Annotated in this window: 19 protein-coding genes; 16 read left to right on the forward strand and 3 right to left on the reverse strand. The window is 48.0% G+C overall.

Translation table 11 applies throughout. From position 1 onward, the window contains the following. Positions 1-56: 56 nt before the first annotated feature. From JYJ62_RS06690 to JYJ62_RS06720, 7 genes are all read left to right on the forward strand, one after another. A complete protein-coding gene (locus JYJ62_RS06690) occupies positions 57-653 on the forward strand; it encodes an HPF/RaiA family ribosome-associated protein (protein WP_205341438.1) in 597 nt (198 codons plus the stop codon). 245 nt (positions 654-898) lie between these two features. Beyond that, positions 899-2,728 (forward strand): ATP-dependent zinc metalloprotease FtsH, encoded by a 1,830-nt coding sequence (gene ftsH, locus JYJ62_RS06695; RefSeq protein ID WP_205341439.1) that lies wholly within the window; start codon positions 899-901, stop codon positions 2,726-2,728. Between the two features lie 135 nt (positions 2,729-2,863). After that, on the forward strand, positions 2,864-5,599 hold the full coding sequence (gene mgtA / locus JYJ62_RS06700; protein ID WP_205341440.1) for a magnesium-translocating P-type ATPase: 2,736 nt from the start codon (positions 2,864-2,866) through the stop codon (positions 5,597-5,599). 314 nt (positions 5,600-5,913) lie between these two features. Beyond that, positions 5,914-7,032: a hypothetical protein gene (locus JYJ62_RS06705; protein ID WP_205341441.1), complete on the forward strand. Its 1,119-nt coding sequence runs from the start codon at positions 5,914-5,916 to the stop codon at positions 7,030-7,032. A 309-nt stretch (positions 7,033-7,341) separates the two neighbouring features. Further along, positions 7,342-8,031 carry a VIT1/CCC1 transporter family protein gene (locus JYJ62_RS06710; protein ID WP_205341442.1) on the forward strand — a complete coding sequence of 230 codons (690 nt, stop codon included), beginning with the start codon at positions 7,342-7,344 and terminating at the stop codon, positions 8,029-8,031. 161 nt (positions 8,032-8,192) lie between these two features. Continuing rightward, a complete protein-coding gene (locus JYJ62_RS06715; protein ID WP_205341443.1) occupies positions 8,193-8,714 on the forward strand; it encodes a nucleoside deaminase in 522 nt (173 codons plus the stop codon). 234 nt (positions 8,715-8,948) lie between these two features. Continuing rightward, complete coding sequence (locus tag JYJ62_RS06720; RefSeq protein WP_205341444.1) at positions 8,949-9,398, forward strand: PAS domain-containing protein; 450 nt, start codon at positions 8,949-8,951, stop codon at positions 9,396-9,398. Positions 9,399-9,569: 171 nt separating this feature from the next. Here the strand turns inward: JYJ62_RS06720 and JYJ62_RS06725 are convergent, their stop codons facing one another. Continuing rightward, a complete protein-coding gene (locus tag JYJ62_RS06725) occupies positions 9,570-9,935 on the reverse strand; it encodes a thiol-disulfide oxidoreductase DCC family protein (RefSeq protein ID WP_205341445.1) in 366 nt (121 codons plus the stop codon). Between the two features lie 361 nt (positions 9,936-10,296). Between JYJ62_RS06725 and JYJ62_RS06730 the strand changes: the two genes are divergently transcribed. From JYJ62_RS06730 to JYJ62_RS06740, 3 genes are all read left to right on the forward strand, one after another. After that, positions 10,297-10,611, forward strand: a complete 315-nt coding sequence (locus JYJ62_RS06730) for a high-potential iron-sulfur protein (protein ID WP_205341446.1) — start codon at positions 10,297-10,299, stop codon at positions 10,609-10,611. Positions 10,612-10,825: 214 nt separating this feature from the next. Next, positions 10,826-11,461 (forward strand): SOUL family heme-binding protein, encoded by a 636-nt coding sequence (locus JYJ62_RS06735; RefSeq protein WP_205341447.1) that lies wholly within the window; start codon positions 10,826-10,828, stop codon positions 11,459-11,461. Between the two features lie 200 nt (positions 11,462-11,661). Beyond that, a complete protein-coding gene (locus JYJ62_RS06740) occupies positions 11,662-12,102 on the forward strand; it encodes a hypothetical protein (RefSeq protein ID WP_205341448.1) in 441 nt (146 codons plus the stop codon). Between the two features lie 65 nt (positions 12,103-12,167). Here the strand turns inward: JYJ62_RS06740 and JYJ62_RS06745 are convergent, their stop codons facing one another. Then, positions 12,168-12,821, reverse strand: coding sequence for a pseudouridine synthase (locus JYJ62_RS06745; RefSeq protein WP_205341449.1), 654 nt, complete (start codon positions 12,819-12,821; stop codon positions 12,168-12,170). Between the two features lie 241 nt (positions 12,822-13,062). Here JYJ62_RS06745 and JYJ62_RS06750 point away from each other — a divergent pair, with 241 nt between their 5' ends. The 4 genes from JYJ62_RS06750 to thrC all read left to right on the forward strand — a co-directional run bounded on the left by JYJ62_RS06750 (position 13,063) and on the right by thrC (position 17,213). After that, positions 13,063-13,482, forward strand: coding sequence for an SDR family oxidoreductase (locus tag JYJ62_RS06750; protein ID WP_269751398.1), 420 nt, complete (start codon positions 13,063-13,065; stop codon positions 13,480-13,482). A 158-nt stretch (positions 13,483-13,640) separates the two neighbouring features. Then, entirely contained in the window at positions 13,641-14,369 is a 729-nt protein-coding gene (locus JYJ62_RS06755) for a DsbC family protein (protein WP_205341450.1), read from the forward strand. 96 nt (positions 14,370-14,465) lie between these two features. After that, positions 14,466-15,770: a homoserine dehydrogenase gene (locus tag JYJ62_RS06760; RefSeq protein ID WP_205341451.1), complete on the forward strand. Its 1,305-nt coding sequence runs from the start codon at positions 14,466-14,468 to the stop codon at positions 15,768-15,770. Positions 15,771-15,803: 33 nt separating this feature from the next. Continuing rightward, positions 15,804-17,213 carry a threonine synthase gene (gene thrC, locus JYJ62_RS06765; RefSeq protein ID WP_205341452.1) on the forward strand — a complete coding sequence of 470 codons (1,410 nt, stop codon included), beginning with the start codon at positions 15,804-15,806 and terminating at the stop codon, positions 17,211-17,213. A gap of 280 nt (positions 17,214-17,493) precedes the next feature. Here thrC and rpsT read toward each other — a convergent pair whose 3' ends face one another. Next, positions 17,494-17,769 (reverse strand): 30S ribosomal protein S20, encoded by a 276-nt coding sequence (gene rpsT, locus JYJ62_RS06770; RefSeq protein ID WP_205341453.1) that lies wholly within the window; start codon positions 17,767-17,769, stop codon positions 17,494-17,496. 257 nt (positions 17,770-18,026) lie between these two features. Here rpsT and murJ point away from each other — a divergent pair, with 257 nt between their 5' ends. Together murJ and ribF are read left to right on the forward strand one after the other, a co-directional pair. Continuing rightward, positions 18,027-19,592, forward strand: a complete 1,566-nt coding sequence (gene murJ / locus JYJ62_RS06775; protein ID WP_205341454.1) for a murein biosynthesis integral membrane protein MurJ — start codon at positions 18,027-18,029, stop codon at positions 19,590-19,592. Between the two features lie 69 nt (positions 19,593-19,661). After that, entirely contained in the window at positions 19,662-20,603 is a 942-nt protein-coding gene (ribF, locus tag JYJ62_RS06780) for a bifunctional riboflavin kinase/FAD synthetase (RefSeq protein ID WP_205341455.1), read from the forward strand. Positions 20,604-20,607: the final 4 nt, after the last annotated feature.

Below are 20,607 nucleotides of genomic sequence, written 5' to 3' on the forward strand. Positions count from 1 at the left end.
GCGCCGCCCGCTGTTTGTATCCTAGCTGCGTCGACGTTTTTCACATGAGGTGAATTATGCAGGTACCTTTAGATATTACTTTTAGAAACGCTGAACGTTCTGATCCAGTGGAAGCTGTTGTTCGTGAGCGTGTTGATAAATTAGGCCAGTATTTCGACCATATTATATCCTGCCGAGTGACGTTGGACGTACCCAATCGGACCCCTAACTACGACGTCCTTAATCACCGCGTCAATGTTGAAATAAGTGTTCCAGGCGAAGAGTTGGTGGTTTCAAGTGAACCAAACGAGCACGAAAATTTTAATGATATTTATGTGACGATCCGCAATGCCTTCGATGCGGTGGAACGACAATTAAAGAACTATGCGGCACAACTGAAAGAAACGCGAGTGTCACAGGAAGACTCGCCCTATGCCGTCGTCAATAAGATGTTCTTAGATAAAGGTTATGGTTTTTTAATGACGCCGGACGAGCGTGAAATTTACTTTCACGAAAACAGCGTATCGACGCCCGGCTTTGATAAACTTAATATTGGCGATACGGTTCGCTTTGTTGAAGCGCGTGGAGATGATGGCCCGCAGGCTAGTCTAGTTAAGAATTTAGGACGTGACAGCGCGAATATTTACCCTTCTCCTCCGCCTGAAGTTCTCTAATAGCAATTATTTATCATGCAAATGATTCTCCTCAAAATCTCAAGCTTAGGGTTACGGGTTTTGAGGAGGATCTGTCTATGTTTTTTTGAAAAAACCACTCTATAACCCAGTTATCAGCGTCTCCTGACTATCTATAAACGCTCAGGCGTGACAACCGCGCAGTGTTTTAGAATACTTTATTAGATGTTAAGGTTTTATAGGTTACGGCTATGTGATTCTGGCCAATGGCTTAATGGAGATACAACATGAACCGTGGAACCCAAATCAACCTTTGGTACGTTCTTTTTGCTGTTTTGGGCGTGGTTTTTCTGCGTGATATATGGGTGCAAACGCAAACGGTTGAGTCAATTCCTTACAGTCAGTTTGAAGCCTATCTGGAACAAGGTGCGATCGAAAACGTCATGATTGGCAGCAGCACGATCAAAGGTACGTTTAAGTCGGCACACAATGGCAAAACCGGTTTTGTTACCACCCCCGTTGCGCCAGAGCTGGCTGAGCGTTTAAACGCAGCCGATGTGACCTATGCTGGCGCGGTGGAAAATACTTGGTTTACCACCTTATTGTCTTGGGTATTACCGGCTCTGATTTTCGTCGGAATTTGGATGATCTTGATTCGCCGCATGGGTGCTAAGTCGGGCATGGGCGGGATGATGTCGATCGGTAAAAGCAAAGCTAAGGTGTATATCGAGAGTGACACCAAGGTGACTTTTGCTGACGTGGCGGGCGTGGATGAGGCTAAAGCCGAGCTGCAAGAAGTGATCGACTTTCTACAAAGCCCGAAAGAATACGGCAGTCTCGGTGCACGTATGCCCAAAGGGATTTTGCTCGTTGGACCCCCAGGTACCGGTAAAACGCTCTTAGCTCGTGCAGTCGCTGGTGAGGCTCGGGTGCCTTTCTTTTCTATTTCTGGCTCAGAGTTTGTCGAGATGTTTGTCGGTGTCGGCGCTGCCCGCGTACGAGATTTATTTGAGCAAGCACGTAAAGCCGCACCGGCAATTATTTTTATTGATGAACTGGATGCGCTGGGGCGTGCGCGAGGAGCAGCAACGGCGCAAGGCGGCAATGAAGAGCGCGAGCAGACACTGAACCAATTGCTGTCTGAGTTGGATGGCTTTGATCCGGGAGAGGGTGTGGTGTTGTTAGCAGCGACCAACCGTCCAGAAATTCTTGATCCAGCGTTGCTGCGTGCCGGACGTTTTGACCGACAAGTACTGGTTGATCGTCCTGATCGTGCCGGTCGAGTACAGATTCTTAACGTACATATGAAAAAAATTGTCCTCGATGCGCAAATGGCGTTGGATGATATTGCTGCATTGACCACTGGGTTTTCCGGTGCTGATCTGGCCAACCTCGTCAATGAGGCGGCGTTGTTGGCTACACGTCGACGCGGCAAAGTGGTGACGATGGGTGATTTTACTCATGCAATTGAGCGGATTGTTGCCGGTCTAGAAAAACGCAACCGCCTGATTAATCCGTTCGAACGCAAGATCGTTGCCTATCACGAAATGGGCCATGCGCTGGTCAGCATGGCTCTGCCGGGAATTGATAAAGTACATAAAGTGTCGATTATTCCACGCGGCGTTGGTGCCCTGGGTTATACCATTCAGCGTCCTACTGAAGACCGTTTTCTGATGACGGAAAGGGAGTTGCGCGACAAGATTGCCGTGCTGATGGGTGGGCGTGCAGCAGAAAAACTGGTGTTTGATCATCTCTCAACAGGTGCTGCTGACGACTTAGCGCGCGCCACCGATATCGCCCGCTCCATGGTGGCGCGTTATGGTATGGATGCGACTTTGGGTGGCGTCAGTTATGAGACTGAGAGAAGCAACTTTCTCGGTGGCAGCGCTCCAGCATACTTTGAGCGCAAGTACAGTGAGGCTACTGCTGAAGCAATGGATGCGGCGGTTCGAGACTTGCTGCAGGAGGTCTCCGCACAAGCACTAAAAATTTTAATCGACAATCGCGATATTCTGGAAACAGCTGCCAGCCGATTGTTAGAAGTGGAAACACTAGATGAAAATCAACTTCGTGAGCTGGTTGGAGATCTGCGGCCTGCTGCAGCTACAACGGGGTAGGTGCTAAAGGAGTAGTGATTCGAATGCTTTTTAGAGTGAAAGGATTGAGGCGTAATTGTGTAGTAACGATGCTGGCATGCGGTGTCATTGCGCACATATTAAGTAGCGGATGGGTTTAGCAGGGAGCGCGGCAGTATGAGTTTTTTCCAGCGATATTTTGAACGCTATTTAGCCGTACGACAAAGCAAACATCTGTTTCGTCGTCGTACTATTCTTGATTCGGTGGCGCGAGGTAAGCGCAATAGTCACCTGTCAGATAAGTTAAACATCCGCCTAGCAACTCAGGCGCGCGCTGCTTTGCCAGAGTTGCTGGCGCAGCTAGGCACTTCGGAGCAAGGACTGAGTGATGCGCAAGTTGAGGTGCTTCAGGAGCAGTACGGCCCTAACGAGGTGGAGCACGAAAGCTCTGTGCGTTGCTGGCGATATCTTTGGTTGAGCTACAACAATCCGTTTAATTTGCTCTTGACCTTGCTGGCCTTAGTGTCAGTACTGACCAAGGATATGCAGGGTGCTGTGGTGATCAGCGTTATGGTGGTACTAGCTACCATGATCCGCTTTTATCAGGAGCGTCGCTCTAATCAAGCCGCGCAGGCACTTAAAGAGCAGGTGAGTAATACCGCCAGTGTCAGACGCCGCTCTGCTGTGGCCGTCGAGCCCAGTAGCCGTCATCTACTTGGCGATACTGTCGAAATTTCCATGAAAGAACTGGTTCCCGGAGACATTGTGCGCCTGTCGGCGGGCGATATGATTCCAGCGGACTGCCGAGTGATAGCGGCAACCGATTTGTTTCTAAGTCAGTCAGCCATGACGGGAGAGTCGTTACCGGTAGAGAAGTTTGCTCGCGCCAAATCTGCGACTGATTCTGCGTTGGAAATGGATAACCTGGTGTTTATGGGCACTAACGTTATTTCTGGTATGGCCAGTGCTGTGGTGTTGGCCACCGGTAACAGCACTTATTTTGGCACCTTGGCCACGCGGGTCACTCGTGCAGCCACTGCGGATGACATTAACGCCTTTCAGTTGGGTGTGAATAAAGTCAGCTGGTTACTGATCCGCTTCGCTTTGATCATGGTGCCGCTGGTGCTGTTTATTAATGGCTTTAGCAAAGGTGACTGGTCCGAAGCATTATTGTTTGCCTTATCAGTGGCGGTTGGATTGACACCGGAAATGTTGCCGATGATTGTCACCTCAACCATGGCCCGCGGAGCGGTGGTGCTGTCACGGCAAAAAGTCATCGTTAAACGCTTGGATGCGATTCAAAGTTTTGGTGCTATGGATGTGTTGTGCACCGATAAAACCGGCACGTTGACCCAGGATAAAATTGCTTTGGCTCAGCATATCGACGTTGCAGGTAACCAATCCGATGAGGTGCTGGGCTTTGCCTATCTCAATAGTTACTTTCAAACGGGCCTGAAAAACTTGCTGGACCATGCAGTGCTGGATCATGTCGAGCTGAAAACCGAGCTGGATGTGGTTCGTGATTACCGCAAGATCGATGAGATCCCCTTTGACTTTGCCCGTCGCCGTATGTCGGTGGTGGTGTCTGAACGCGAGCAGCATCATGAGCTGATCAGTAAGGGCGCGGCGGAAGAGATGTTCGATATATGCACCCATGTGCAATATGGTGGTCAAGTCTATCCATTGGATGAGAGTCGGCAGGCGCGCTTTAAAGAGGTACTGCGTGAGCTGAATGAAAGTGGCTTGCGCGTGATCGCAGTCGCCATGAAAGAGATCCCGCCGGAGCAAACAGTCTACTCAAAAGCTGACGAGTCAGGTTTAACCTTGGTGGGCTATATTGCTTTTCTTGATCCGCCGAAGGAATCTACCGCACCGGCGCTGCAAGCTCTGGCAGAGCATGGTGTTACCGTCAAAGTGATCACTGGCGATAATGAGCTAGTAGCAGCTGAGGTATCACGTCAAGTGGGGCTGGAGGTTAAAGGTCTGGTGTTGGGTTCACAGATTGATGCGATGAATGATGAAGAGTTAGCGCTTGCGGTAGAAAGCAATACGATTTTTGCTCGCATGTCGCCGCTCAGTAAAGAGCGGGTGGTCCGCTGTCTACGTGATCTAGGCCATGTGGTCGGGTTTATGGGCGATGGCATCAACGACGCACCGGCACTGCGCGCTGCTGATATCGGTATTTCCGTGGATGGCGCGGTGGATATCGCCAAGGAAGCGGCAGATATCATCTTGCTGGAGCGCAGCTTAATGGTGCTCAAGGATGGTGTGATTGAAGGCCGTAAAACCTTTAGCAATATGCTCAAATACATTCGCATGACGGTCAGTTCGAACTTCGGTAACGTGTTTTCAGTGCTGATTGCCAGTGTCTTTCTGCCGTTCCTACCAATGCTGCCGCTGCAGTTGCTGACGCAGAATCTGCTATATGACATTTCGCAGATTGCTATTCCCTTCGATAACGTTGATGAAGAAGAAGTGCGTCAGCCGCTGACTTGGAATGCCGATGGTGTCGGCCGCTTTATGCTGTTTTTTGGCCCGCTCAGTTCGATATTCGACATCATCACTTTTGCGATAATGTGGTACGTGTTTATGGCCAATAGCGTCGAAAATCAGGCGCTATTTCAGTCGGGTTGGTTTGTCGTAGGCTTGCTGACGCAAACGCTGATTGTGCACATTATTCGTACGCCAAAAATGGCCTTTATTGAAAGCCGCGCATCGGCATCGTTAATCGCTGCAACACTGGTGATTATGGCAATGGCTATTTTCCTACCGATGGGACCGTTGGCTGGCTACTTTAAGATGCAGGCTCTGCCGTGGTCTTACTTTATTTGGTTGTTTGCCATCGTGGTTGGTTACGTCGCGCTGACCTCCTTAGTGAAACGCTACTATATCCGCCGCTTTGGTTGGCATTGAGCGCGCTTTTCTACACAATCGCCCGCTAGCGTCGGGTGAGGCTTGGATCGTTAACCAGCAAAACTGAGGATGACTGATGCTATTAGAGATAGTCGCTGCAAATTAGAGACTAATATTATTTAAATGATTTTAAGTTTAATAAAAACAATGAGGTCTGTTTGATAGGGTCGCTAGATTTTTAATGTGCATATATATAATAAGACCATTAGCTGCCGTCATACTTAAACTGGTACAGCTTTCGTTTATATAGCGTGGCTATTTATTATGCGCAGTTCTGGTACAGTCAAGGCTCTATAACTTGCAGGAGGCTTTTTATGTATTATGTTGATATGCCAAGCGCCGAAGAAATTGGTGCCCTCAACCTCGTTCGTTCTGATGCGAGTATCTCGATTTATTTGCCGACGACTCCGGTTACTCGTGACATCGAGCAGAGCCGGATCAACCTTGGCAATCTAGTCAAGAAGGCCGTTACTCAGCTTGAAGCTGCGGGTTTCGATAAGCGAAGAATTGTATCGCTGCAAGAACAGTTCTCTGATTTATTAGCCGATGATGAGTTTTGGGATCATCAGGCCAATAGTTTGGCAATTCTGGCCACGCCTGAATCACTGCGTACCTACCGCATGGCGAATAAGATCAACCCTGCTGTTGAGGTGTCTGATCGTTTCCATCTGAAGCCGCTACTGCGTGCGATTACCTTTCCGCATGCTGCGCATATTTTGGCTCTGTCAGAAAACGCAGTACGCCTGATTGAAGTTTCTGCAGATATGCCTGCCCGTGAAATTACTGTACAGAATATGCCGACAGATGCGGCGACTGCTGGTGGTAAGGCGGTTAATAAAAACTACACTGGGACCGGACACCGACATGGTTCGCAGGGAGAAGGTTTTTATCTTGCACGCTATGTGCGCAAACTTGATGCAGCGCTGCGCCCTGTTCTGATGGGATCTGATCTGCCGCTCATTTTGGCAACAACCAAACAGCTGGAAGCATTGTTCCGTTCGTTGAGTGTCATTCCTGCGCTGTCCAGAACTATCTCAGGCAACCCTGAACACTTGACTGAGTCTGATTTGGCAAGTGCGGCACGACCTGTACTCGATGCTCACTATGCAGAGAAAATTCAAGACTTCCATCGCTTGTTTGAAGAGCGTACCGGTCAGCAGCGCACAACGACGGATATTACCGATGCTGCGCGACTGGCGACCTTCGGTGGTATCGACAGACTTCTGGTCGATATTGACGGCGTAGTTGACGGCACGATTGACGATGAAACAGGAGTTGTTTCTTTTGCTGCTGAGGGCAATGCGATTAACTACGGTATTGTCGATGAAATCACCGGTCGCGCACTGCGCTCAGGCGCTAAGGTTATGGCTGTGCGTAAGGCTGATATCCCTGGTGGTCACGACTTAGCGGTGATCTCGCGCTATCCAATCTAAGGACAAGATAAATAACTGAGATTTTCTTGGCGTTCTGCTTACTGTTGTCATTCAGTCATGAGACTTAAGCAGGGCAAACTGGCTCGCCATGCTGGTTATTGGCTTAGTGTTTAAATAGTTGATCCGTAAACTGAACTAAAATAAGCGCGCAGAACCGAAAGGACTGCGCGTTTTTATATTGAGCTATTAACTGCGAATATATCTAGAGAAACTGATGGTATATATTTTATTACTTGAATGAAACTGGGCTTGTCTGATATATGAAATACTAATCAATATATCAAACTTTCTACTGCACGGTGAGACGGTATGGGACACAGCGAAGAACATAAAACGCATCGGACCGGCTGGCTGCGCGCGGCGGTGCTTGGGGCCAATGATGGCATCGTTTCCACTACCAGTTTGGTGTTAGGCGTTGCCGCTTCTGGAGCGAGTACGCAAACCGTTGTGATTGCTGGGGTCGCCGGTCTCGTTTCAGGGGCGATGTCGATGGCTGCTGGCGAGTATGTCTCTGTCAGCTCCCAAGCTGATACTGAGCGTGCCGATCTGGCGCGTGAAAGAGAAGAGTTGGCAACGAATCCTCAGCATGAGCACGAGGAGTTGACATTGATCTATATTGAACGTGGTTTGGAGCGGACGCTAGCATCCAGTGTCGCTACGCAACTGATGGCGCATGATGCGCTCGGTGCACACGCTAGAGACGAGCTTGGTATTTCCGCTACGCTTACGGCAAAGCCGGTGCAAGCAGCATTTGCTTCTGCTGCCATGTTTGCTGCGGGAGCTGCGTTACCATTATTAGTCGTGCTAATAGTGCCGAGTGCTGCGCTGATGTGGAGCCTCGCAGGCAGTGCTTTGTTGTTCCTTACGCTATTGGGTTTTCTGGCGGCGTATGCCGGTGGCGCGCCTTTGCTCCCATCAGTATTGCGTGTCTCTTTTTGGGGGGCAATCGCTATGGGTTTGACCACCGCAGTCGGCACACTTTTTGGAGTGACGACATAAGAAATGTCTTTTCATAGGGTTAAGACGAAATAGTTTTATCATACCGCTTAATTTGGGCGTTATATTTTGATAAGGATAAGGAAATATTTCTGATAAATATGAAAACTCTCCTAAATAAACAGAGCCAAATAACTGAGCAGGCATTAGCAGCAATCGCTCACATGCCAACGAAAAGTCTGCCAGTTTTAATCAGTGACGATTTCATGCAAGGGTTAACTGATGCTGACTTTATGCGTATTGCCGTGCTCCTTGCGCAAAAGAGTTATGACGAAGGAGGCTGCCCAATTGGCGCGGTCATTGTTGATAACTCAAGTAAGCAGATCGTCGGCAAAGGGCACAACACCTTGGTGCAAGATAACCATCCCTATAACCACGGCGAAACCTCTGCGATTGGCGATGCTGGGCGCATCGATTTTAGTAAGACAACGCTGTATACCAGTTTAAGTCCATGTGTCGTGTGTGCGACGCTGCTCTATATGCGAGGATTGAGTCGTGTGGTGGTTGGCGATATAACCAATGCTTGCGGTACTGAAACATTGTTGCGGGAAAAAGGTGTACAGGTTGATATTTTACAAGACCAGCAAGGCATAGCGCTTTATGCGCATTTCCGTTCTGAAAAACCTGAGCAGGACTTAGAAGACTGGCAAGGTCTGAGTGCTGTAAAAAATAAGATTAATCTATAATGACTAGAGTATTACGCTCACTATTATGCCCTCAAACTCAGACTGAATGAGTTGCTTGCTTGTCTAGTTTTTGCGACCTAAGCGGTCTATTGCTACTGCGGTAAACTCCGCAGCCTAAGCTCCACTGTGGAGTCTAAGAGGGTATAAACTTTAGTCTATAAAACTCCGCTTTCACTGCATAAGAGCGTTTAGTTTTGCTAGGGTAAATGAGAAAACTTGCCGATAGGAGTTGAGATGACAACAACAAAAAATCCTCACGAGCTAGCCAGTTGGTTGGTTGCGCAATCGCCCGATGCGACGATTTATTCAGACAAAGAAGGCCTTGTGCGCTTGTGGAATGCTGCGGCGGAAAAAATGTTTGGTTTTTCTGCTGAACAAGCCTTAGGTCAAAGCTTGGATATTATTATTCCCGAGAAACTACGTAAAATGCATTGGCGGGGTTTCGATGCCGCGATTGCTGCCGGCGTGACCAAACACAGCGGCAAACCTATGGCAACCAAAGCGTTGCGCGCAGATGGCAGTGAGTTCTACACGGAAATGGGTTTTGCCTTGATTATGAATGATCAAGGCGAGGTCGTTGGTACGGTGGCGCAGGCTCGAGACATCACTGAACGCTATGAAAAAGATCGAGCTGAACGCCAGCGCCTGCGCGAGAAAGATAAGCCTGCTGCCGATCCGGCCTAGAGTCGTCAGTTAACCTGAAGTGTTGATCGGGGCGAGATTCAATACGCAGAGTATCTTGAGTCGAATTCACAGTGTCATTGGGCTTTTAGTAGGCGCAATTACGCTGTCATTGGCCGTGGTTAAATATTAACTAATAATTGGCGAGTAGAGCTGGACGGTATTCTCTACAATTCAAATTCGCGATCCAAGTCTACGTGCGACCCAGCGATGGTACAGCCAAGCGAGAGTAGGGCGGATCACCGGCAAGGCGATCAACCATGCCAGCGGTTTCAGCAGCGTAACTCGAGACATCAACAGAATATAAGCATCCATTTCTCGATGTACTGTACCTTGCGCATCTTTAACGTGTAGCTCGCGCAGGGCTTTGTTTGGATCAATACCTTGCTGACGCAGCTCATCATCTCGTCCGGTAATATCCAACCATTCAACGCTATCGCCTGTTTTACCTTCAAGCTTTTCATACCAGCGTCGATCGCGGATGCAAACGGAGCAAGCACCATCATAAAAGACGGTGAGCTTTCCTGAAAATATACTCATTGAATACCTCCTGAGATACCGTACGCTTTATCAAGACTCTAACATAACGTCACTTTTTCAGTTGATTGAAGTATTTGCTGGCGGGCCTCATTTTGATTGAGGTGTTTCCAGGGAGCGTCTTCGTAGCCAAAATTAAGACAATCAAATAGTAAAGATAATGATATAATATGTTTTTAGATTATTGATATATGTCAACTAACGAAAGTCATTGACACCATAGTAAAATACATGCTTTATTTTACTATGCATTTGGATCTAGGCTTGTTTCGATCTGCTATTTAGTGTGAGCTTTATACTGCAGATTAATAATAGATCGGTGCTCGATAATCCTAATATAACTACAAAGAAATGAGGGAATATCATGGACAATCAAAGCCGTCGTAAATTTATGCGCAATAGTTTAATCGCTATCGCCGCTTTGCCTTTAGGGGCGAGCCTTCTGTCTCAACGTGCCTTCGCTCAAGAGTTGACGCCGCTTGATCCATCTGCGCCTCAGGCTCAGGCGTTGCATTACGTAAAAGTTGCCGCAGAAGCCAGTGACAATGCTTCATATAAAGAGGGCAGTAAGTGTTCAGGTTGTATGTTCTTCCAAGAAGCGAATAATGGCTGTCAACTGTTCCCGCAAAGCAGTGTTGAGCCCGAGGGTTGGTGTCAGTCTTGGGTGCAAAAGGCCTAAGCACTGTCAATCGCTTGATATCAATAGAAAGTCGAGACAGGTTATCTTGTCAGCGCTGTCTCGACTTATCTAAATACATTTTCTGTATGGCTAGGGCGGTGCGAAATACCTTTGTTTCTAGCAATAATCAAGCCCTGAGTCTTAGAACGCTTGTACTGCTATGGGTTTGCGAGTAAATCTGTAGGCTCTAGCCGCAACTTAAGGATGAGCTCGTATGACGTACCTGCAGCAAACGATTATGGCTGTGTTCTTGATGGTTTCTGGAGTTCAGAGTGCTATGGCTGCAGAAGAAGCGAAATACACTGTGGTCCTCAAGGAGCAGAACTTTGAAGTGCGCGCGTATGAGTCGCATGTTCTTGCTGAAACCTTAGTGGAGGGTGGCTTTGCCAGTGCTGGTAATAAGGCGTTTGCTCGGTTGTTTAAATATATTACCGGTAACAATATATCCCAGCAAAAAATACCAATGACTGCGCCGATAACCCAAGCGGTTGACAGTGAAAAAATCGCTATGACCTCGCCGGTGAGTCAGCAGCAAGTCAATGGTCAGTGGGCGGTCAGTTTTATGATGCCAGCGTCCTCTTCGCTGGAGACGCTTCCTCAACCTAAAGATCCGCGCATCGTCTTGCGTCACGTTCCTGCTCAGCATATTGCCGTGGTGCGTTACTCAGGCGCATGGCGTGAGAAGAGTTATCAAAACAATAGTGATGCGCTGTATGCCTGGATAAACAAAAAGGGTTTTAAGCTGGCTGGCGAGGCGCAGTGGGCGCGTTATAACCCACCGTTTACCCTATGGTTCTTAAGACGTAATGAGGTTTTAGTACCTATCGACATACCGCTTGCCTCTCAGTAGAGACAAAAATATCAGCGATATTGTAGTTGTCGTCTTATTGTCTTATTGATAAGACATCGCATACCCTCTGTAAAACTCTTGAGAAGCGTGTCACAACAACAGCTTTAACGTACTTTTTATCAACAGCCACACTACAACTGGTTGCAGCATAGTAATAGTATTAAAGCTTATATTTTGGGCTTTGATCAAAAGGAATTGTTATGCGCAAAGTAATGCTTGTCTTCATGTCTCTTATGCTAGCTGCATGTTCATCGCTGTTAACGCCTAGGCCGGTTGACAGTGAGTATTTTACTACTCTTGGTGGCAGCTTTCTAATGACGTTGGGGAAAAATCCAAGCAAAACGTATGGGGTTAATCTGCTGATTAAAAAGGATCTGCCAGACAATACTTATGCTGTGATTGAATTTGAAAATCCAGAAAATAAAACGCTTCCCTATATCAGCGAAGGGCCAATTGAAGAAATCAAAAATATATTTGCAGGACATTATAAAAATGTATTAGTGCTGACGTCGCCTCACGTTACAGGCATAAAGCCGCATACCAATTACGGCATCATTATCAGTCTCTACTCAGATGAAAGTAAGCAAGAACTCGTGACTAGGCATCAACAATGGGTCAGTTCTTCTTATATTAGTGATTGACTTTTTATGACGAATACGACGCGAAGGTCCGGCTGTTTAATAAATCGCGCTACAACGCCTAGCATCTAGAACAAGGCAACTTCCTCTGCCGTCAGCACGCGGCTTTCACCGGGAGCAAGATCAGTATCGAGCCTTAAGGTACCCACTTGCTCGCGGTGCAATTGCTCTACATTGTTACCAATCGCGGCAAACATCCGGCGAACTTGATGGTAACGGCCTTCATGTACATGGACTAAGGCTTCGCGCTCATTGAGTATTTCCAGCAGGGCTGGTGCGGTTGGCTTATCTTCACCCGTTAGTTGTAAACCTGCAGCAAAGGCGCTGATATTGTCTTCGGTGAGCGGTTCTGACAGCCACGCATGATAAATTTTCAGGCATTGCTGTTTGGGTGACGTGATGCGATGCGACCATTGGCCATCATCAGTAATCAATAACAACCCTGTGGTGTCGAGATCTAGCCGTCCAACTGTATGCAGCTTGTTGATGTTGGGTACATCTAAATAAGTAAATATGGTTCTGTGCCGTGAGTCATGGTTAGCGCAGACACAATCAAGCGGTTTATGCATCATCAGGTACGTCGGTCCTATAAGCTCAAGTTGCTCATCATTCCACATCACTTTGGCTGCGCTCGACACTTGCAACGCTGCTTTTTTCTGCACCACACCATCGATGGTCACCTCGGCACGTTGTAGTGCCTTGGTAGCTTCTTTCCGGCTCATGCCAGTTGTTTCAGATACAAATCGATCAAGCCGCATGGGGATCTAGTCTTCTCAAGTCAATAATGTCGGTATTATAACGCACCCGCCGCGTGCTTATCAGCTTGCGTGTTAAATGGACTCTTGATTAATAATACGCTTGGCATCGACCGATACCGACTTACAGCGAGTATCCATATTTTAGTTAACAATGCTGGTGGTGGGGCGGGGAAAGAAAGCCCGTTCGAAATCACCCTAGAGCAATTTGAGCGACCGCTTCAAATCAACGTGTTTAGCGCAGTTATGTGCGCCGCATATGCAGGAGGCAGGTTACGGTTCGATTATTAATATGTCGTCGATGAATTCGGTTAATAAAAGTCCTGCTATCAGCGCTTATGCCGCTTCAAAAGCTGCGATCAATCACATGACCGCCAACCTCGCTCATGATTATGGTTCTGTGATTCGGATCAATGCGGTTGGACCGGGTGCGGTGAGAGCCGGCGCATTAGCGACAGTGCTGACGCTGGAAGTTGAGGCGCGTATGCTGGCGCGCACGCCGATTAAGCGCCTCGGTGAGCCAGAAGATATTGCCGGTGCGGTACTTTATTTTGCTGCACCAATCTCGCAGTGGGTCAGTGGGCAAGTACTGTTCGTTAATGGTGGTGGTGTGCAAACGTTAGATTAAGTGAGAAGGTTTGCCTGCGCATCAATACTCCGTTGAGGGCATGCAGATGCGCAGTGCTGTGGGTGGTTCAATAGGTTGCAGATTAACGAAATTACGCTTAAATAAATGCAATTGTGCTACCCTTGCAGCCTTTTAAATATTCATTCAAGGTTGGCAATATGCTGCGCTTACGATGGTTAGGGCTGTTATGCGGATTCGCTTTAGTCGGAGCTACGCAGGCTAATGATGCTGAGCAGATTGTTCGGCAAGCACTGCTGTCGATACAGCCCGACTTACCTATTGAAAAAATTACTGTCAGTCCGATGCCGAACTTGTATCAAATCGAGTTGAAAGGCGGTCGTTTGCTCTACGCCAGCGCTGATGGTGAGTTTTTGTTACAAGGCAACTTGTTTCAAATACAGAATGGCCAAGCGACAAACCTAACCGAACAGGTTGAACAGCTCGCCATTGCTAAACAGATCAATAGCATCCCTCTAGATGAGATGGTCGTGTTTGCTGCGCAGAATACTAAAACGCATGTTACCGTATTTACTGATACCGATTGCGGCTACTGCCAGAAGCTGCACAGTGAAGTAGCAGAGCTTAATAAGCTCGGTGTAGACGTTCGTTACTTAGCTTTTCCGCGCCAAGGCGTTGGCAGTCATGGCTACGAAACCTTGACCAGTATCTGGTGTGCTGATGACCGTTTAGATGCTATGGATCAAGCTAAAGCACGCCGTAGCGTACCAAAGAAAACATGCAAGAATCCGATTGATAAGCAGTACGCTTTAGGGCAAACAGTCGGTGTGCAAGGTACGCCAACTATAATTTTAGCCAATGGACAGATTATTCCTGGCTACCAACCTGCGCAGCAATTGGCTGCTCAAGCATTAAAAGCACAGCCCTAGGTTGACCGACACCGATAGGCTTCGTACAGTGCAGTATTTTGCCGCTCATACTCTGTTGGGCGGGTTTATTTTATTTGACGATGGGGACGATGCAGCGTGAAACCAGTTAAAGTAGGGATCTGTGGTTTAGGCACCGTTGGCGGTGGTACTTTTAATATTCTCAAGCGTAACGCTGAAGAGATTACTCGGCGCGCAGGCTGTTCGATTGACGTGGTCCAAGTGGCTTCACGTGCTGTCAATCCGCAATGCGATACCAGTACTACTGAAGTGACTGATGACGTATTTGCCATCGTCGATAATCCTGAAATTGATGTGGTCGTTGAGCTGATTGGTGGTGACACCCTCGCCAAAGAAATCGTGTTGCGTGCCATTGAAAACGGTAAACATGTGGTTACCGCTAATAAAGCGCTGATCGCTGTACACGGTAATGAGATTTTTGCCCGTGCCCGTGAGAAGGGTGTGATGGTCGGCTTTGAAGCGGCTGTGGCTGGCGGTATCCCAGTGATTAAAGCCATCCGTGAAGGTTTGGCAGCCAACCGGATCAATTGGTTGGCGGGGATTATCAATGGTACCGGTAACTTTATTCTCAGCGAAATGCGTGAAAAAGGCCGCACCTTTGAAGATGTTTTGCAAGAAGCACAAGCATTGGGTTATGCCGAAGCCGATCCAACCTTTGATGTGGAAGGTATTGATGCCGCGCATAAGCTGACTATCTTAGCTTCAATTGCTTTTGGTATCCCGTTACAGTTTGACAAAGCTTACACCGAAGGCATTACTGAGCTGACCACTGCTGATGTCAATTACGCTGAAGCATTGGGTTATCGCATCAAGCACTTAGGTGTGGCGCGTCGTACTGATTTAGGCATTGAGTTGCGTGTGCATCCAACTTTGATCCCTGCTGACCGTTTGATTGCCAATGTGAATGGCGTGATGAATGCGGTAATGGTTAATGGTGATGCTGTCGGTAGTACCCTGTATTACGGTGCTGGCGCAGGTATGGAGCCGACGGCTTCTGCTGTGATTGCTGATATTGTTGATGTCGCGCGTTCCATGGCCTGTGATCCTAAACACCAAGTGCCCGCATTGGCGTTCCAATCTGACGCTTTATCTGAGCATCCAATTTTGGCGATTGATCAGTGCGAGAGCGCCTATTACCTGCGTATCCAAGCGAAAGACCACCCAGGTGTGTTGGCGCAAGTCGCGAGCATCTTATCGGTGCGCGGTATTAATATTGTATCGATTATGCAAAAAGAAGCGGAAGAGTCAGATGGTTCAGTACCGATGATTCTGTTGACACACCGCGTGCAAGAGCAGCGTATTAATGATGCTATTATTGCTCTAGAAGCGCTCGAGACTGTACAGACGCCAGTGGTGCGTATTCGTGTTGAACAGTTGGGTTAATTTCAAGTTAAGCGATTACAAAGGTTGTTACTTATGCGTTATATAAGCACGCGTGGCCAAGCTCCAGCGTTGAATTTTGAAGATGTATTATTAGCCGGTTTAGCCAGTGATGGCGGTTTGTATGTGCCAGAAAACTTGCCGCGCTTTACCGTGGAAGAAATTGCCTCTTGGGCTGATTTGCCCTATCACGAATTAGCCTTTCGGGTGATGCGCCCCTTTGTTGCGGGTTGCATTGACGATGCTGATTTTAAAGCGATTCTCAAAGATACCTATGGTGTCTTTGAGCACAGTTCAGTGGCACCTTTGCGCCAACTCAATGGTAATGAGTGGGTGTTGGAGTTGTTCCACGGCCCAACCTTAGCCTTTAAAGACTTTGCTTTGCAGTTATTGGGCCGTTTACTGGATCACTTCCTCACCAAACGCAATGAGCGTGTGGTGATTATGGGTGCCACTTCTGGTGATACTGGTTCGGCGGCGATTGAAGGCTGCCGTCGTTGCGACAATGTCGATATTTTTATTCTGCACCCGCATCAGCGTGTGTCGGAAGTGCAGCGTCGACAAATGACCAGTGCGCTGAGCGATAATATTCACAATATTGCCATTGACGGTAACTTTGATGATTGCCAAGAGATGGTCAAAGCCAGCTTTGCTGATCAGTCGTTCCTTAAAGGCACGCGTTTAGTCGCGGTGAACTCGATCAACTGGGCGCGCATCATGGCGCAGATCGTGTACTACTTCCACGCGGCAATTCAGCTCGGTGGCCCGCAGCGCTCTGTTGCATTCTCAGTGCCGACCGGTAACTTTGGCGATATTTTTGCCGGTTACTTAGCGCGCAATATGGGTCTGCCGATTAATCAGCTGATTGTTGCTACCAACCGTAACGATATCTTGCACCGCTTTATGAGTGGTAATCGTTATGACAAAGATACCTTGCATCCAACACTGTCGCCATCGATGGATATTATGGTGTCGTCGAACTTTGAGCGTTTACTGTTCGATATGCATGGTCGCAATGGCGCTGCAGTGACTGAATTGATGGATCATTTCCGCGCCACTGGTGAAATGCGAGTGACCGATGAGCGTTGGACTGAGACTCGTAAGTTGTTTGATTCATTAGCAGTTGATGATGAGCAAACCTGTGCGACCATCGCGCAAGTGTATAAAGATACCGGTGAGTTGTTAGATCCGCATACGGCGATTGGTGTACATGCTGCGCGTGAGTGCCGTCGTAGCTTATCCACGCCAATGGTGATCTTGGGTACAGCGCATCCAGTTAAGTTCCCAGAAGCAGTCGAGAAGGCTGTGCCAAGTGCCAGCCCACGCTTGCCAGCGCATATGGCTGACTTATTTGAGCGTGAAGAGCGCTGCACGGTCTTGGCCAATGACTTGGCAACAGTGCAAGATTTTGTCAGTCAGCGTGGTAATCGTGGTAAGCCTTTATAGGTTGTATTGTTAAATAATAAACCCCAGGTCAGTTCATAGGCTCTGGGGTTTTTTTATGTCTAAATACAGCAGGGTAATATCAACGGATATTGTTTGTGCGTGGGTTGCCGGTTGTTAGAGGTTGTTGGCGGACAGTCAAGATATAAGCGGGTGGTATTGGTGAGTGAGCTGAAGCGGGAAGCGCGCCTGACGCTGAGTTGTAGCAGAAGTTGTATTGTTATGAATTTTAGACAATAAAAAACCGGCCTAAGCCGGTTCTTTATTAAACATGCTATCGCAATTAAGCGGCAGCTTGACTCAGCGTTTTGATGTGCTGATTCAGGCGGCTTTTGTTACGAGCAGCTTTGTTTTTGTGGATGATGCCTTTATCGGCCATACGGTCGATAACAGGAACAGCCAATTTGTAAGCAGCTTGTGCTTTTTCTAAATCTTTAGCTTCGATGGCTTTAACTACATTTTTGATGTAGGTACGCACCATAGAACGTAGGCTACCATTATGGTCGCTACGCTTATCAGCCTGTTTAGCGCGTTTTTTGGCAGAAGGGCTGTTGGCCACGTCGTACTCCTCGAAAACTTTTAGTTGAATGTATCAAAATAGGCCGCGAATGATGCAGCTAAATTAATGGATTGTCAAGTTGCTGTTTTCGAATACACAGAGAAACACTTTAAGAGTGCACAAATTTATTCGCACAGCAAGTTACCGCGCATAAGTATACGCAGACGAAGTGCAGAATGCATGCTTTCTCTGCAATCTTTATGGTATCCCCTTGAGCAAGCGACTAAACTTGTGCGCTTAATTTGGAAGAGTGCACCATGAGCAACGCTGCTGATACACCAACAAAACTAAAAACCTCCAGCCTTTTACGTTCCAGTGCAGTGGTCAGCGTGATGACATTGCTCTCGCGTATCTTAGGTATGGTGCGCGATATGGTGGTTGCTAGCTACTTTGGCTCAGGCGCATCAGCGGATGCATTCTTCGTCGCATTTAAGATACCTAACTTTTTGCGCCGCTTATTTGCTGAAGGTGCTTTTGCCCAAGCCTTTGTGCCAGTGTTGTCCGAGTATCGAGAGCAACGCTCATTCGCCGAGGTTAAGCAGCTGGTGGATCGTACCGCCGCTATGTTGGGTTTGATTTTAACCGCACTCACTGCCTTGGGTGTGGTGATGTCGCCGTATTTAATTATGTTATTTGCCCCTGGCTTCCACGATGAACCCAGTAAAATGCAATTGGCCGGTGAGTTGCTGCGCATTACCTTTCCGTATTTATTGCTGATTTCGTTAACGGCATTTTGTGGCGGGATTCTGAATAGTTACGGTCGTTTTGCGGTACCGGCCTTTACTCCAGTGCTGTTGAATATCTCGATGATTGGCGCGACGATATTTTTAACTCCTTACTTTGCTGAGCCGGTGATGGCCTTGGCCTGGGGTGTGTTTATTGCCGGTGTTGCGCAGCTGTTATTTCAAATGCCATTCTTGTGGAAAATGCGTTTGTTACCACGACCGCGAGTCGTGGCCGATGATCCTGGGGTAAAACGGATCATGCTGCTGATGCTGCCGGCCTTGTTTGGTGTGTCGGTCAGTCAGATCAACTTGCTCTTGGATACGGTGCTAGCGTCGTTCTTGCAGACAGGTAGTGTCTCTTGGCTGTACTACGCTGATCGTTTATCGGAATTACCTTTAGGTGCGTTTGGTATCGCCATTGGTACAGTGATTTTGCCGGCGTTATCGCGCCATCATTCCACCGCTAAACCTGAAGAGTTTTCCAACACCATTGATTGGGCGCTGCGTATGGTGTTGCTGGTCGGTGTGCCTGCGGCGTTGGCCTTGGCTATTTTAGCTGAGCCTTTGATTGCGACATTGTTCTTCTATGGTGCGATGACCGCGACGGATGTCACTCAAGCGGCAGGAGCATTACAAGCCTATTCACTGGGCGTGCTGACCTTTATGTTAATTAAAGTGTTGGCGCCGGGCTTCTTTGCCCGTCAGGATTTAAGAACGCCGGTGCGCATTGCCATTATTTGTATGGTGGTCAATATGGTGCTCAACCTAATCTTGATTTGGCCGTTACAGCATGTGGGTTTAGCATTGGCGACCTCGTTAGCCAGTATGCTTAATACCGGTTTGCTGTTGCGGGGTCTGTACCGTGCTGGTGTGTATAAGCCTGCGCCGGGTTGGACGCTGTTTATTTTACGTTTATTGGCTGCGTGTGCAGCGATGTTAGCGCTAGTATTGTGGCTCAATGAGCCGAGTAGTGAATGGTTTGCGTGGGGCTGGCAGCGTCGCGTCTGGGAAGTGACGTTGTTGGTGGCTGGCGGGATTATAGTGTTTGCGGTTACCTTGTTCGCCAGCGGCATTCGAATGCGTCATCTACGCCGTTAAATGGACTAAAGGTGCGTCAATGCCTTTGCTGTGGGTATAATCAGAGTCTTTGTTGGCAAGATATAAAATATGCAGTTGGTTCGCGGTTTACACAATGTCTCTCCAACACATCATGGGTGTGTTGCCACTATTGGTAATTTTGATGGTGTCCATCTTGGACATCAGGCGATATTAACGCGTCTGCGTGATAGTGCCGCGCGTCTTAATTTACCCAGTTGTGTGATTGTTTTTGAGCCGCAGCCTCGGGAGTTTTTTAATCCTGAGACAGCGCCAGTACGGTTAACTCGATTGCGCGATAAACTGCAGTTGTTTCGCGACGCGGGCATTGATCAGGTTTTATGTATTGCTTTTAATAAACGCTTTCGCCAGCTCAGTGCCGAAGATTTTGTCCAGAGCGTACTGATTGATGCTCTAGGTATTCAGCACTTGCAAGTCGGCGATGATTTTCGTTTTGGCTGTGATCGCGCCGGCGACTTTACATTTTTACAAGACGCAGGGCTGCGCTGTGGTTTTAGCGTGGAACCCACTGCTACGGTAGAAATCGACGGTCAACGAGTGAGTAGCACTTGGCTGCGCGCTGCTTTGGCGGATGCTGACTTTAGTTTGGCGCGGCGCTTGTTGGGTCGACCTTACAGTATTGATGGCCGTGTCATGCATGGTAAACAATTGGGACGCACCTTAAACGCACCGACTGCAAATGTGCAACTTAATCGCCATCGCGCGCCTTTGCATGGTGTGTACTTAGTTTCAGTAAAACTGCACAGTGGGCGACAGGTGCCTGGAGTTGCTAATATAGGCACACGCCCAACTGTGGATAGTGGACAAAAAGCACATTTAGAAGTGCATTTATTAGATTTTTCTGGCGATTTATATGGCCAGCACCTTGCTGTTACGTTCCTGAAGAAGATACGTAATGAGCAGCGTTTTGAATCACTGCCTCAACTACAAGAGGCAATTGCTGCGGATATCGCGCAGGCAAAAACACTTTGGCAGCATTTTCACACCCTTTAATGAG

Source organism: Denitrificimonas caeni, from assembly GCF_905120345.1.
GTDB classification, from domain to species: domain Bacteria; phylum Pseudomonadota; class Gammaproteobacteria; order Pseudomonadales; family Pseudomonadaceae; genus Denitrificimonas; species Denitrificimonas caeni_A.